Below are 14,677 nucleotides of genomic sequence, written 5' to 3'. Positions count from 1 at the left end.
TCCGAAAGCGGGAGCGGCGCCCACCCGTCGCTGCGTAGAGTGACGGCGTGACTCAGGGTGCTTCGACGGGAACCACGGAAACCGGAACGTCCGCCTACCTCCGATTCCCCCATCTGCACGGCGACTTGGTGACCTTCGTCGCCGAGGACGACGTGTGGCTCGCGCCGCTGGACGGCGGCCGGGCCTGGCGGGTCAGCGCCGACAACACGCCGGTGACCCGGCCCCGGATATCGCCGGACGGACGGCACCTCGCCTGGACCTCCACCCGGGACGGCGCCCCCGAGGTGCATGTCGCCCCGGTCGACGGGGGCCCCGCCAAGCGGCTGACGTACTGGGGCAACCGCCGTACCGAGGCGCTCGGCTGGACCCCCGACGGGCGGGTGCTCGCGCTCGGCGCGCACGGCCGGCCCAGCTCCCGGCAGAGCTGGGCGCACGCCGTCCCGCTGGACGGCGGACCGGCCGAGACCCTGCCGTACGGCCCGGTCGGCGATGTGGCTCTCGGACCGGCCACCGTGCTGCTGTCCGCGCCGATGGGCCGCGAGGCCGCCCACTGGAAGCGCTACCGGGGCGGCACGGCGGGCAAGTTGTGGATCGACCGGGACGGCAGCGGCGCCTTCGTCCGGCTGCACGAGGACATCGCCGGGAACATCGAGTGCCCGGTGTGGGCGGGGGACCGGATCTGCTTCCTCTCCGACCACGAGGGCACCGGCGCGCTCTACTCCTCCCTCCCCGACGGCTCCGACCTGCGCCGGCACACCCCACCGGGGGACACCGAGAGCGGGGGAGGCTTCTACGCCCGGCACGCGGCCGGCGACGGAACCCGCGTCGTCTACGGCTCGGCCGGTGAACTCTGGCTGCTGGACGGCCTGGAGGAGGGGGCCGAGCCCCGCCGGCTCGACGTGCGGCTGGGCGGCCCGCGGATCGATCTGCGGCCCCGCCCCGTGAACGCCGCCCACTGGTTCGACGCGGCGTCCCCCGACCACACCGCGCGGGGCAGCGCCGTCTGCGTGCGCGGCGGGATCCACTGGGTCACCCACCGCTCCGGCCCCGCCCGCGCCCTGGCCGCCAGCCCCGGCGTGCGCGCCCGGATGCCGCGCGCCTTCCGGGCCGAGGGCGAGGAGTGGGTGGTGTGGGTGACGGACGCCGAGGGCGAGGACGCCCTGGAGTTCGCGCCCGCGACCGGCACCGTGCCCGGCGCCCCGCCGCGCCGGCTCGCCGCCGGACAGCTCGGCCGGGTCCTGGAGCTGGCCATGGCCCCCGACGGCAGCCGGGCCGCCGTGGCCGCGCACGACGGCAGACTGCTCCTGGTCGAACGCGAGACCGGCGAGGTCCGCGAGGTCGACCGCAGCGACGACGGCGAGGTCTTCGGCCTCGCCTTCTCGCCCGACTCCGCCTGGCTCGCCTGGGCCCACCCCGGCCCCCGCCCGCTCTCCCAGCTGCGCATCGCCCACACCACCGACCTGTCGGTCACCGAGGCGACCCCGCTGCGCTTCCAGGACTACGCGCCCGCCTTCACCCTCGACGGCAAACACCTCGCGTTCCTCTCCAACCGGGCCTTCGACCCGGTCTACGACGAGCACGCCTTCGACCTCGCGTTCGTGGTCGGCGCCCGCCCGCACCTGATCACCCTGGCCGCCACCACCCCCTCGCCGTTCGGCCCGCAGCGCCACGGCCGCCCGTTCGAGGCCCCCGACAAGGACGAGACCCCCGACAGCGAGGGCACCCCGGCCACCCGGATCGACCTCGAAGGGCTCGCCGACCGGATCGTGCCCTTCCCGGTGGAGGCCGGCCGCTACTCCACCCTGCGGGCCGCCAAGGACGGCGTCCTCTGGCTGCGCCACCCCGTGGAGGGCGTCCTCGGCGCCTCCCGCGCGCACCCCGAGGACCCCGAGCCGCACAGCGAGCTGGAACGCTACGACCTGGCCCAGCACCGCCTGGAGCACCTCGCCTCCACCGCCGACCACTTCGAGGTCAGCGGCGACGGCAAACGCGTCCTGCTGTGGAGCGACGGCCGCCTGCGGGTCGTCCCCGGCGACCGCCGCACCGGCACCGAGGACGACGGCGACACCAGCGTCACCGTCGACCTCGCCCGCGTCCGGCAGACCGTCGACCCGGCCGCCGAGTGGCGGCAGATGTACGACGAGACCGGCCGGCTCATGCGTGACCACTTCTGGCGGCCCGACCTCGGCGGCGCCGACTGGACCGGCGTCCTGGACCGCTACCGCCCGCTGCTCGGCCGGCTCGCCACCCACAGCGACCTGGTCGACCTGCTCTGGGAGCTGCACGGCGAACTCGGCACCTCGCACGCCTACGTCATCCCGCGCGGCGGTTCCGGCGGCCCCCGGCAGGGCCTGCTCGGCGCCGACATCTCCCGTCACCAGGACGGCAGTTGGCGCATCGACCGCATCCTCCCGTCGGAGACCTCCGACCCGGACGCCCGCTCCCCGCTCGCCGCGCCCGGGGTCGCGGTCCGCCCCGGGGACGCGATCATCGCGGTCGCCGGCCATCCCGTGGACCCGGTGACGGGCCCCGGTCCGCTGCTCGTGGGCACCGCGGGCCACCCCGTCGAACTGACCGTCTCCCCGGCCGGCGGCGGCGAGCCCCGCCACACCGTCGTCGTCCCCATCGCCGACGAGGAACCCCTGCGCTACCACGCCTGGGTGGCCGACCGCCGCGCCCACGTCCACGCGGCCTCCGCCGGCCGCCTCGGCTACCTCCACGTCCCCGACATGCAGGCCCCCGGCTGGGCCCAGATCCACCGCGATCTGCGCGTGGAGGTGGCCCGCGAGGGTCTCGTGGTCGACGTGCGGGAGAACCGCGGCGGTCACACCTCCCAGCTCGTGGTCGAGAAGCTGGCCCGCCGGATCATCGGCTGGGACATCCCGCGCGGCATGCGCCCCACCAGCTATCCCCTCGACGCGCCGCGCGGCCCGGTCGTCGCCGTCGCCAACGAGTTCTCCGGCTCCGACGGCGACATCGTCAACGCGGCCATCAAGGCCCTCGGCATCGGCCCGGTCGTCGGCACCCGCACCTGGGGCGGAGTCATCGGCATCGACAGCCGTTACCACCTGGTCGACGGCACCCTGGTCACCCAGCCGAAGTACGCGATGTGGCTGGAGGGGGTCGGGTGGGACGTGGAGAACCACGGGGTGGACCCCGACGTGGAGGTCGTACAGACCCCTCAGGACTGGGCGGAGGGCCGGGACGCCCAACTGGACGAGGCCATCAGGATCGCGCTGGAGGCACTGGAGACCAGCCCCGCGAAAACACCGCCGGGTCTGCCGACCTGAGGGGCGCGGGGAACGGCGTGAGCAACCACGTACGCCCGGCACCCGAGCGACTACCATGCGAACCGTATTGATCATCGGTGAAAGCGAGCGCAGCGTATGGCCGGAGAGCCGCAGAACGACTGCCTGTTCTGCAAGATCGTCACGGGCGAGGTCCCGGCGACGATCGTCCGCGAGACCGAGACGACCGTGGCCTTCCGGGACATAAACCCCCAGGCCCCGACCCACATCCTGGTGATCCCCAAGGCGCACTACGAGAACGCGGCGGAGCTCGCCGCGGGCGCCCCGCAGCTGGCAGCCGACGTGCTCGCCGAGACGAAGGCCGTCGCCGACGAGGAGAAGCTCGACAGCTACCGCCTCGTCTTCAACACGGGCAGCGGCGCCGGCCAGACCGTCTGGCACGCCCACGCCCACGTCCTGGGCGGCCGCGGCCTCCAGTGGCCCCCCGGGTGAACAACCGTGTCCGTACGTGAACTGGTGGTCCTCGGCACCGCCAGCCAGGTGCCCACCCGGCACCGCAACCACAACGGCTACCTGCTGCGGTGGGACGGCGAGGGCATCCTGTTCGACCCCGGCGAGGGCACGCAGCGGCAGATGCTGCGCGCCGGGGTCGCCGCCCACGACCTGAACCGGATCTGCGTCACGCACTTCCACGGCGACCACTCCCTCGGCCTCGCGGGAGTCATCCAGCGGATCAACCTGGACCGGGTGCCGCACGAGGTCACCGCGCACTACCCGCGCTCCGGTCAGCGCTTCTTCGACCGCCTGCGCTACGCGACCGCCTACCGGGAGACGGTCGGCCTCACCGAGGCCCCGGTCGCCGCCGACGGCATCCTCGCGGTGACCCGGTCGTACACGCTGGAGGTCCGCAGGCTCTCGCACCCCGTCGAGTCCTACGGCTACCGGCTCATCGAACCCGACGGCCGCCGCATGCTGCCCGACCGGCTCGCCGCGCACGGCGTCACGGGCCCGGACGTGGGCCGCCTCCAGCGCGACGGCCGGCTCGGGGAGGTGACCCTGGAGGACGTCAGCGAGGTGCGGCGCGGGCAGCGGTTCGCGTTCGTCATGGACACCCGGCTCTGCGACGGCGTGCACGCGCTCGCGGAGGGCTGCGACCTGCTGGTCATCGAGTCCACGTTCCTCGACGAGGACATCGAACTCGCTGTGGAGCACGGGCACCTGACGGCGGGCCAGGCGGCCGCCGTGGCCCGGGACGCCGGCGTACGGCACCTGGTCCTCACCCACTTCAGCCAGCGCTACACCGAACCCGAGGAGTTCGAGCGGCAGGCGCGGGCGGCCGGGTACGAGGGCGAGCTGACCGTGGCGCACGACCTGCTGCGGGTGCCGGTTCCGAAACGGCGGTAAACCACCCGTACCATGCTTTGATGCCCCTCCCGAAAGCAGAACTGCACCTCCATATCGAAGGCACCCTGGAACCGGAGCTGGCCTTCGAGCTGGCCGCCCGCAACGGCGTGACCCTTCCGTACGCGGACACCGACGCCCTCCGCGAGGCCTACCGGTTCAAGGACCTCCAGTCCTTCCTGGACCTGTACTACGAGCTGATGGCCGTCCTGCGCACCGAGCAGGACTTCGCCGACCTGGCCGACGCCTACCTCGCCCGGGCCGCCGCGCAGGGCGTGCGGCACGCGGAGATCTTCTTCGACCCGCAGGCCCACCTGGCCCGGGGCGTGGCCATGGGCACGGTCGTGGAGGGCCTGTGGCGGGCGCTGGGCGGCAGCGAGGCCAACCACGGCGTCTCCACCAGGCTGATCATGTGCTTCCTGCGCGACGAATCCGCCGAGTCGGCCCTGGAGACCCTTCGGGCCGCCGAGCCGTACCTGGACCGGATCACCGGGGTCGGTCTGGACTCCGCCGAGGTCGGGCACCCGCCGGTGAAGTTCCGGGAGGTGTACGAGGCCGCCGCCGCGCTCGGGCTGCGCCGGGTCGCGCACGCCGGCGAGGAGGGCCCGCCGCAGTACATCACCGAGGCGCTGGACGTGCTCGGCGTGGAGCGCGTCGACCACGGCCTGCGCTGCATGGAGGATCCGGCGCTGGTCGAGCGGCTGGTCCGGGAGCGGATCCCGCTCACGCTGTGCCCGCTGTCGAACGTCCGGCTGCGCACCGTCGACACCCTCGCCGACCACCCCCTGCCCGCCATGCTCGACGCCGGCCTGCTGTGCACGGTCAACTCCGACGACCCCGCCTACTTCGGCGGGTACGCGGGCGACAACTTCGCGGCCGTGCACCGGACCCTGGGGCTGTCGCGGGACCGGCTGCGCGAGCTGGCCCGCAACTCCTTCCTCGCCTCCTTCCTGGAGGACGACGAGGAGCGCAGGGCCCGGTACCTGGCCGAGGTGGACGCGTACGTGTTCGGGCAGGACGCGTCGTAGCGAGACACCGGGCCGTCCCCGAGGGCGGCCCTGGTGGCCGGTTCCGCCGCCGGTCCTCGGGCACCGGCCTCACCGTGCCGGCCGGTGGGGCGGCCGGCGCACGTGCGATCGCCGTGCGCCGGGCAGAGGCCGCCGCTCGCGGCGCCGTTGACGTCCTTCCCGCACGCATCTAGCCTATGTTCTCATATGTGTACGGCATTCACGCTGGGAGATGGTCAGATGGGCGGCGACCCGCCTCCGCAGGACGTCTTCCCGGCCTGCGGCACCGGCGAGTTCCTCTCGCTGGACGAGGACGAGTACCGGACGGTCGTCACCGTCGCCGTCGACCCCTCGCCCGCCGGCCTCGCCGGCCTCAAGGCCCTCCGCACCGCCGGACTCGACCTCGTGGGAGCCTCCCTGTGACCCGTGACCTGACCATCGCCGAGGTGCGGCTGACCCCGATCCTGGTCGCCGACCCGCCGCTGCTCAACACCCAGGGCGTGCACCAGCCGTACACCCCCCGGCTGATCGTGGAGATCGTCACCGCCGACGGGGCCACCGGGCTCGGCGAGACCTACGGCGACACGAAGTACCTGGAGCTGGCCCGGCCGCTGGCCGAGCGGCTCACCGGACGGTCGGTCACGGATGTGAACGCGCTGTTCGGGATCGCCCTCGGCGTCGACGAGTCCCGGGTCCAGGGGGAGGTGGACGCCGGCGGACTGCGCGGTGTGCAGACCGCCGACAAACTCCGGCTGTCGGTGCTGTCCGCCTTCGAGGTCGCCTGCCTCGACGCCCAGGGCAAGGCGCTCGGACTGCCCGTGCACGCGCTGCTCGGCGGCAAGGTGCGGGACGCCGTGGAGTACAGCGCCTACCTCTTCTACAAGTGGGACCGGCACCCGGCGGGCGTCCCCGCGGAGCCGGACGAGTGGGGTGCCGCGCTCGACCCGGCCGGCGTGGTGGAACAGGCGCGCCGGCTCCGCGAGCGGCACGGTTTCGGCTCGTTCAAGCTCAAGGGCGGCGTCTTCCCGCCCGACGAGGAGATCGCCGCCGTCCGCGCCCTCGCCGAGGCCTTCCCCGGGCACCCGCTGCGGCTCGACCCCAACGGCGCCTGGTCCGTGGAGACCTCGCTGAAGGTCGCGAAGGAACTCGGCGACGTCCTGGAGTACCTGGAGGACCCGACGCTCGGCACGCCCGCCATGGCAGAGGTGGCCGCCGGCACGGACATCCCGCTCGCCACCAACATGTGCGTGACCACCTTCGGCGAGATCAAGGAGGCGTTCACGAAGAACGCCGTCCAGGTCGTCCTCTCCGACCACCACTACTGGGGCGGGCTGCGCAACACCCGGCACCTCGCCGCGATCTGCGCGGCCTTCGGGGTCGGGGTGTCCATGCACTCCAACACCCACCTGGGCATCAGCCTCGCCGCGATGACCCAGGTCGCGGCCACGGTCCCGGACCTGCACCACGCCTGCGACTCCCACTACCCCTGGCAGTCCGAGGACGTCCTCACCGAGCGGCTCGCCTTCGAGGGCGGCCGGATCGCCGTGTCCGACGCGCCCGGCCTCGGCGTCGAGCTGGACCGCGGCGAACTGGCCCGGCTGCACCGGCGGTGGGCCGAGGACGACGGCTCGCTGCGCGACCGCGACGACGCGGCGGCCATGCGCAGGGCCGAACCCGACTGGCACACACCGGTGACGCCCCGCTGGTGACCGGCGCCGCACGGGTTACCGGCGCGTGACCTGGTGCACACTGGCCAGAACCGCATCACGCCAGGGAGCGCACCGTGACGCCGTCGCAGACCCTCACCGGAGAGGAACCGGAGCACCTCACCCAGGCAGCACGCTGCCAGACCCAGGTCGACCCGCTCGCCGCGCTGCGCGCCCCCGGCGACCCGCCCTGGGACGTCTACCTCACCGGTACGGTCTTCCTCGACATCATCTTCACCGGTCTGGACTCGGCGCCGGTGCGCGGCACCGAGTCCTGGGCCCGGGGCATGGGCTCCAGCCCCGGCGGGGTCGCCAACATGGCCACCGCCCTGGCCCGGCTCGGGCTGCGCACCGCCCTCGCCGCGGCCTTCGGCGACGACCACTACGGCGAGTACTGCTGGGACGCGCTGGAGCAGGGCGAGGGCATCGACCTCTCGGCCTCGCGGACCGTACCCGGCTGGCACTCGCCGGTCACCGTCTCCATGGCCTACGAGGGCGAGCGGACCATGGTCTCCCACGGCCACGAGCCGCCCGCGGAGGCGGTCCTCCTCCAGGAGGGCGCCGCCGACCGGCCGCCCCGCTCGCGGGCCGCCGTGGCCTCCCTCACGCCCGGGCGCAGCGCGCCGTGGGTCGCGCGGGCCGCCCGCACCGGCACCCGGATCTTCGCCGACGTCGGCTGGGACGAGACGGGCGCGTGGGATCTGTCCGCTCTGCCCGACCTGGAGCACTGCGAGGCCTTCCTGCCCAACGCGGAGGAGGCGAAGCGGTACACCGGCACCGACTGCCCGCGGCTGGCCGCGCACGCCCTGACCGAGCACGTACCGGTGGCCGTGGTGACGCTCGGCTCGGAGGGCGCGTACGCCGTGGACCGGCGGACCGGGGAGACGGCGGAGGTGCCGGCCATCGCCGTGGAGGCGCTGGACCCGACGGGGGCCGGGGACGTGTTCGTCGCCGGGTTCGTCACGGGCTCCCTCGCGGGGTGGCCGCTGGCGGACCGGCTGGCCTTCGCCGGGCTCACCGCCGCGCTGTCCGTGCAGGAGTTCGGGGGGTCGCTGTCGGCGCCGGGATGGTCGGAGATCGGGGCGTGGTGGCGGCGCGTGCAGTCCCTGCCGGGGCAGTCGCCCGCGGCGCTCCGGCGGTACGAGTTCCTCGACGGCCTGGTGCCCGAGGAGCTGGACAGGCCCTGGCCGCTGCGGCGGGCCGTGCCGACCATCGGGTTCCGCCGGTCCGGCTGACGCAGCCTGGGCCTGCCCCCGGACCTGGGGCGTCCCCGGCCTCGTGCCCACGCGCCACCCCGCCCGGTCGGCCGGGAAACGGCTCGCGCGGGAGTGCGGTCAGGACCGCCGGCGAGCGGTCGTACGAAAAGCCCTACGGCGTTGTCAGCCCCCCGTCGTACTCTGGATAGCGCGAGGCCGCCGTCAGCCGTGCGGCCGTGACGAGGAGGAAGCGCAGGCCTTAAGCGCCGGCCCATGACACAGACACCCACAGCTCACACCCCCGCGCAGGAGCAGGCGAGAGCGCAGTTCACCGTCCCCGCCCAGCACCCCATGGTGACCGTGCTGGGATCCGGCGACTCCCTCCTGCGCGTGATCGAGAAGGCCTTCCCGGCGGCCGACATCCACGTCCGGGGCAATGAGATCAGCGCGGTCGGCGACCCGGTGGACGTCGCCCTGATCTCGCGCGTGTTCGACGAGATGATGCTGGTGCTCCGCACCGGGCAGCCGATGACGGAGGACGCAGTGGAACGCTCGATCGCCATGCTCAAGGCGAGCGACAACGGGACGAGCGACGGGCCGGAGACCCCGGCGCAGGTGCTGACGCAGAACATCCTGTCCTCGCGTGGCCGCACCATCCGGCCCAAGACCCTCAACCAGAAGCGGTACGTCGACGCGATCGACAAGCACACGATCGTCTTCGGCATCGGCCCCGCCGGTACCGGCAAGACCTACCTGGCCATGGCCAAGGCCGTGCAGGCCCTGCAGTCCAAGCAGGTCAACCGGATCATCCTCACCCGTCCGGCGGTGGAGGCGGGCGAGCGGCTCGGCTTCCTGCCCGGCACGCTCTACGAGAAGATCGACCCGTACCTGCGCCCGCTGTACGACGCGCTGCACGACATGATCGACCCGGACTCCATCCCCCGGCTGATGGCGGCCGGGACGATCGAGGTCGCGCCGCTCGCCTACATGCGCGGCCGCACGCTCAACGACGCCTTCATCATCCTGGACGAGGCCCAGAACACGAGCCCCGAGCAGATGAAGATGTTCCTCACCCGCCTCGGCTTCGACTCGAAGATCGTGATCACGGGTGACGTGACCCAGGTCGACCTGCCCAACGGGCAGAAGTCGGGTCTGCGGCAGGTGCAGGAGATCCTGGAAGGGGTCGAGGACGTCCACTTCTCCCGGCTGTCGTCCCACGATGTCGTACGGCACAAGCTGGTGGGCCGTATCGTCGACGCGTACGAGCAGTACGACAGCAAGTACGGCACCGAGAACGGCGGCCCCAAGGCCGGCCGTGGCAAGTCCGGCGCCAAGGGCACCAAGGGGAAGTAGACCAGCACGACCATGTCGATCGACGTCAACAACGAGTCCGGCACCGAGGTAGACGAGCAGGCGATCCTCGACATCGCCCGCTACGCGCTCGCGCGGATGCGCATCCACCCGCTCTCCGAGCTCTCGGTGATCGTCGTGGACGCCGACGCCATGGAGCAGCTGCACATCCAGTGGATGGACCTGCCGGGTCCGACCGATGTCATGTCGTTCCCGATGGACGAGCTGCGGCCGCCGTCGAAGGACGACGACGAGCCGCCGCAGGGGCTGCTCGGTGACATCGTGCTGTGCCCGGAGGTCGCCGCCAAGCAGGGCGCCGAGGCACCCACGCAGCACTCCATGGACGAGGAGCTCCAGCTGCTCACCGTCCACGGTGTCCTGCACCTGCTCGGGTACGACCACGAGGAGCCCGACGAGAAGGCCGAGATGTTCGGCCTCCAGGCCGCCATCGTGGACGGTTGGCGGGCCGAGCGCGGCCTGACCGGGCCGTCCCCGGCGCCGACCGTCTCGTAAGCGGGCCGTATGTCTCCGCAGATCGTGGTCGGCGCGATCGCGCTGGTCGTCGTGGCCTGGCTCGCCGCCTGCGCGGAGGCGGGCCTCGCGCGCGTCTCCAGCTTCCGCGCCGAGGAGGCCGTGAAGTCCGGCCGGCGGGGCAGCACCAGGCTCGCCCAGATCGCCGCCGACCCCACCCGCTATCTGAACGTGGCCCTGCTGGTCCGCGTGGCCTGCGAGATGGCCGCGGCGGCGCTGGTGACGTACGCCTGCCTCCAGGAGTTCGCCGCCACCTGGCAGGCCCTGCTGGTCGCCATCGGGGTCATGGTCCTGGTGTCGTACGTCGCCGTGGGGGTGTCCCCGCGCACGATCGGCCGCCAGCACCCGCTCAACACGGCGACCGCGGCGGCGTACGTGCTGCTGCCGCTGGCCCGGATCATGGGACCGATCCCGTCCCTGCTGATCCTCATCGGCAACGCGCTCACGCCCGGCAAGGGCTTCCGGCGCGGACCGTTCGCCTCCGAGGCGGAGCTGCGCGCGCTGGTCGACCTCGCGGAGAAGGAGTCGCTGATCGAGGACGAGGAGCGCCGGATGGTGCACTCGGTCTTCGAGCTGGGCGACACCCTCGTGCGCGAGGTCATGGTGCCGCGCACCGACCTGGTCACCATCGAGCGCTTCAAGACCATCCGCCAGGCCCTCACCCTGGCCCTGCGCTCCGGTTTCTCCCGCATCCCGGTCACCGGCGAGAGCGAGGACGACATCGTCGGGATCGTGTATCTGAAGGACCTGGTCCGCAAGACGCACATCAGCCGGGAGACGGAGGGCGACCTGGTGTCCACGGCCATGCGCCCGGCCGTGTTCGTGCCCGACACCAAGAACGCCGGCGACCTGCTGCGCGAGATGCAGAAGGACCGCAACCACGTCGCCGTCGTCATCGACGAGTACGGCGGCACCGCCGGCATCGTCACCATCGAGGACATCCTGGAGGAGATCGTCGGCGAGATCACCGACGAGTACGACCGGGAACTCCCGCCCGTGGAGGACCTCGGCGACGACCGCTTCCGGGTCACGGCCCGCCTGGACATCACCGACCTCGGCGAGCTGTACGGCCTGGAGGAGTACGACGACGAGGACGTGGAGACGGTCGGCGGACTGCTCGCCAAGGCGCTCGGCCGCGTCCCCATCGCCGGCGCCTCCGCCGAGGTCGAACTGCCCGACGAGCGCCGGCTGAAGCTGACGGCCGAGGCCGCGGCCGGCCGCCGGAACAAGATCGTCACGGTCCTGGTGGAGCCGGTCCCGGTGCCCGTCGCGGAGGAGGAGAAGGCCGAGTGACCCCCCAGGAGCTGCGTGCCTTCTGCCTGTCCTTCAACGCGGTCGTGGAGGACTTCCCGTTCAGTCCGGAGATCTCGGTCTTCAAGGTGCTGGGCAGGATGTTCGCCCTGACGCACCTGGACGCGCGGCCCCTGACGGTGAACCTCAAGTGCGACCCGGAGGACGCGCTCCGGCTGCGCGGCGAGCACGAGGGGCTGATCGTCCCCGGCTGGCACATGAACAAGCGGCACTGGAACACCGTGACCGTGGACGGCGGCCTCCCCGACCGGCTGGTGCGGGAGCTGATCGAGGACTCCTACGACCTCGTCGTCGCGGGTCTGCCGCGGGCGGAGCGGCTGCGGCTGGACCGGCCGTGACCGGGGGCGGGCCGCGGCCGGTGGGGCGCGGGCCCGGGGCGCCGGCGGGACTTCGTATGCTCGGGGCATGACCGAGAGCAACGCGCTTGACCCCGAGGACCGCAAGATCGTCACCCTGGCCCGTTCCGCGCGGGCCCGCAACGGTGTGCCCGAGGGGGCGGCCGTACGGGACGACACCGGGCGGACGTACGTGGCCGGGTCGGTGGGACTCGCCTCGCTGAAGCTGAGCGCGCTGCGGACGGCGGTCGCCATGGCCGTGGCGTCGGGGGCCGCGTCCCTGGAGGCGGCGGCCGTGGTGAGCGAGGCGGAGGGGGTGGCCCCGGAGGACCGGGCCGCTGTGGCCGATCTCGGGGGACCCGAGACGCCGGTGCTGCTGGCCGGGCCCGACGGTGCCGTGAAGCTCACCGTCCCGGCCGGCTCCGCAGAGTAGTCCGGAATTCATCCTTGCCGTCGCCTGCCTCTCGCGCATCAATGGAGCCGTAAGTTCCGACGATCCGTCAGATCCGCACCGCCGCCGCAGTGTGCCGCATCCACCTGCCCGGGCCTGCCGTTCGTCGGCGCACCTTCCGAGCATCCCCACATGGCATCCCCCACAGGGAAGGGAAGCGGATCCCCATGAGAGGCAAGCGCACGGCAACGGGTGCGGCGCTGGCCGCCGGGGCCCTCGCGGTCACCGGTCTCGCCTTCGCGCCCACCGCGGCCGCCGTCACTCCCCAGACGGCGACCATCAACGCGAGCTGCGGCTTCTTCGGCGGTGGCGCGGCCACCCTCACCGCCACCCAGAGCGGCACCTCGGCCACCATCACCCTCACCTCCACCGCGGTCAAGGCACCGGTCGCGGTGGCGGCGGACTCCATCACCTCCAAGCTCACCCTGGTCAAGGCCAGTGGCGGCACCACCGTCTTCACCGGGACGAAGAACCCGGCGATGGCCGCCGGTGACCCGGTCAGTGCCGGCCCGCTCAGCGGCACCGTGGCCCCCGGTGACAGCCTGGAGGCTTACGGCGGGTCGCTGCAGATGACGATCTTCGGGGTCAACGTCACCTGTAAGGCGACCGGTAAGCAGTCACCCGGGCCGTTCGTCTTCGACTGACTGAACTGAGCGATCTGTTCCGGATGCCGCAGAAACTGATGATCCGTCAGGTTTCTGCGGCATCTCCATTGACTTCTCACCCCGGCTCCACATCAATGCCCCCTGTCGGCGCAGATGAGCCGCTGCGCCCGCAACCCTCAGGAGGGGGCCCATGGGTCCGACACCCCGAAGAGCCCGACGGTGGCGCTGGGCGTCACTGTTCGGGTCGGCCGCGCTCGCGGTCACCGCGGGCGGCGCGCTGGCCTGTCCGGCCGGCGCCGCCGGAACGAACGTGGACTTCGCCACGCACTGCATCCCCCCGGCCGTCGCGGGCATCCCGCCCATCGACGGCACCACCACCGCGAACGTCTCGGTGGACAAGACCGGTCCGAAGGTCGGCGACACGGTCACCGTGACCTACACCGTGGTCACGGCCGCCGCCAGCAACCCCACCGACCTGGCCCTGCCGGCCGACATCATGACCCCGACCGGCAAGGTCACCCTCGGTGGCGCGCAGAGCGGGGATGTCACCGTCACCGGACCGAAGAAGAATCCGCCGGTGCCCGGGAAGGCCGCCTTCCCGTCCTTCTCCATGACCGGCACCTTCACCGTCACGAAGGCCGGCCAGATCACCCTCTCGCCCGGCGACTACAACATCCACACCAGCTACATCCTGGAGCTGGACACCCCGTGCACGGTCATCACCCCGCCCGCCCCGGTCTCGCAGACCGTCACCGCGACCGACGGCACCCCGGCCAACACCCGGGCCATCTCGCTCGGTTCGGCCTCCGGTGACCCCGGGACCGGTGTGACCGTGAGCGGGACGAACTTCACGCCGGGCGCGACCGTCACCCTGGCCGGGCGGGCCGGCGACAAGCAGACCGCGGACACCGCGACCGTGACCGCGAACGCCCAGGGCTCCTTCAGCGGCTCCCTCGTCGTCAACGACAGGACGACGACCGGGATCGTGGCCTACGAGGGCGGCTCCTGGAACCCGGACAAGGGCGCCGGGCCCGCGGCCTACGTCGTCAACGACAACACGCCCGTCCCGGCCGGCAGCCAGAAGCTGACCACCACCGTCAAGGCGGGCACCCTGTCCATGTCCCAGGCCGGGGACTCCGTCGCCCTGTCGGGCGTCGACTTCGGCCGGGGCGGGGCCTCCACCGGCAGCCTGAACACGGTGACCGTCAAGGACTTCCGCGGCGGGCCCGCGGGCTGGTCCCTGACCGGCAAGGTCACCGACTTCACCGGCCCCGGCGCCAAGATCGACGCCGGCAAGCTGAGCTGGACACCGGCCTGCGCGACCAAGCCGGGCAGCCCCAGCACCTGCAAGGCCGGTTCGGCGGGCACCGTGGGCAGCGCGGGCGCGACCCTCGCCTCCACCGCCAACGGCACGCTCACCGGCGGCGAGTTCACCGTCGACGCCCGGCTCTCCCTGGACGTACCGGCGTTCACGCCTCCCGGCGCGTACTCCGGCGTGCTCACGCTGACGCTTACCTGAGCGTGCGGGCGTCCGCA

General features: G+C 72.7%; 13 protein-coding genes and 1 pseudogene. All 14 read left to right on the top strand.

What is annotated here, in order from left to right; all coding sequences use genetic code 11:
- The first annotated feature begins 47 nt into the window (after nt 1–47).
- The 14 genes and pseudogenes from S1361_RS13975 (at nt 48) to S1361_RS13910 (ending at nt 14,660) form a co-directional block, all read left to right on the top strand.
- Entirely contained in the window at nt 48–3,290 is a 3,243-nt protein-coding gene (locus S1361_RS13975; RefSeq protein ID WP_208032181.1) for a S41 family peptidase, read from the top strand.
- Nucleotides 3,291–3,386: 96 nt separating this feature from the next.
- A complete protein-coding gene (locus S1361_RS13970) occupies nt 3,387–3,740 on the top strand; it encodes a histidine triad nucleotide-binding protein (protein ID WP_208032180.1) in 354 nt (117 codons plus the stop codon).
- Between the two features lie 6 nt (nt 3,741–3,746).
- Nucleotides 3,747–4,652: a ribonuclease Z gene (locus S1361_RS13965; protein WP_208032179.1), complete on the top strand. Its 906-nt coding sequence runs from the start codon at nt 3,747–3,749 to the stop codon at nt 4,650–4,652.
- A 20-nt stretch (nt 4,653–4,672) separates the two neighbouring features.
- Nucleotides 4,673–5,677, top strand: coding sequence for an adenosine deaminase (locus S1361_RS13960; protein WP_208032178.1), 1,005 nt, complete (start codon nt 4,673–4,675; stop codon nt 5,675–5,677).
- 84 nt (nt 5,678–5,761) lie between these two features.
- Nucleotides 5,762–6,004 (top strand): annotated as a pseudogene (locus S1361_RS40310) (hypothetical protein); the annotation flags it as partial.
- A gap of 71 nt (nt 6,005–6,075) precedes the next feature.
- The gene (locus S1361_RS13950) at nt 6,076–7,365 is read left to right on the top strand and encodes a glucarate dehydratase family protein (protein ID WP_208032177.1); all 1,290 of its coding nucleotides are present in this window, start codon (nt 6,076–6,078) and stop codon (nt 7,363–7,365) included.
- 74 nt (nt 7,366–7,439) lie between these two features.
- On the top strand, nt 7,440–8,597 hold the full coding sequence (locus tag S1361_RS13945) for a carbohydrate kinase family protein (RefSeq protein ID WP_208032176.1): 1,158 nt from the start codon (nt 7,440–7,442) through the stop codon (nt 8,595–8,597).
- Between the two features lie 234 nt (nt 8,598–8,831).
- Complete coding sequence (locus tag S1361_RS13940; protein WP_208032175.1) at nt 8,832–9,911, top strand: PhoH family protein; 1,080 nt, start codon at nt 8,832–8,834, stop codon at nt 9,909–9,911.
- A 12-nt stretch (nt 9,912–9,923) separates the two neighbouring features.
- Nucleotides 9,924–10,421 carry an rRNA maturation RNase YbeY gene (ybeY, locus tag S1361_RS13935; protein WP_030657030.1) on the top strand — a complete coding sequence of 166 codons (498 nt, stop codon included), beginning with the start codon at nt 9,924–9,926 and terminating at the stop codon, nt 10,419–10,421.
- 9 nt (nt 10,422–10,430) lie between these two features.
- Entirely contained in the window at nt 10,431–11,732 is a 1,302-nt protein-coding gene (locus tag S1361_RS13930; protein WP_208032174.1) for a hemolysin family protein, read from the top strand.
- A complete protein-coding gene (locus S1361_RS13925) occupies nt 11,729–12,088 on the top strand; it encodes an MmcQ/YjbR family DNA-binding protein (protein ID WP_208032173.1) in 360 nt (119 codons plus the stop codon). Before S1361_RS13930 ends, S1361_RS13925 begins: the two co-directional genes overlap by 4 nt.
- Before the next feature lie 67 nt (nt 12,089–12,155).
- The gene (locus S1361_RS13920) at nt 12,156–12,518 is read left to right on the top strand and encodes a cytidine/deoxycytidylate deaminase family protein (protein ID WP_208032172.1); all 363 of its coding nucleotides are present in this window, start codon (nt 12,156–12,158) and stop codon (nt 12,516–12,518) included.
- A gap of 185 nt (nt 12,519–12,703) precedes the next feature.
- Nucleotides 12,704–13,180, top strand: a complete 477-nt coding sequence (locus S1361_RS13915; protein ID WP_208032171.1) for a hypothetical protein — start codon at nt 12,704–12,706, stop codon at nt 13,178–13,180.
- 151 nt (nt 13,181–13,331) lie between these two features.
- Entirely contained in the window at nt 13,332–14,660 is a 1,329-nt protein-coding gene (locus S1361_RS13910; protein WP_208032170.1) for a WxL domain-containing protein, read from the top strand.
- Nucleotides 14,661–14,677 lie beyond the last annotated feature (17 nt).

The sequence above is a fragment of the Streptomyces cyanogenus genome (genome assembly GCF_017526105.1).
Lineage (GTDB): Bacteria > Actinomycetota > Actinomycetes > Streptomycetales > Streptomycetaceae > Streptomyces > Streptomyces cyanogenus.
Note: the sequence above shows the minus strand (reverse complement) of the source record. Positions and strands in the feature narration are given on the sequence as shown.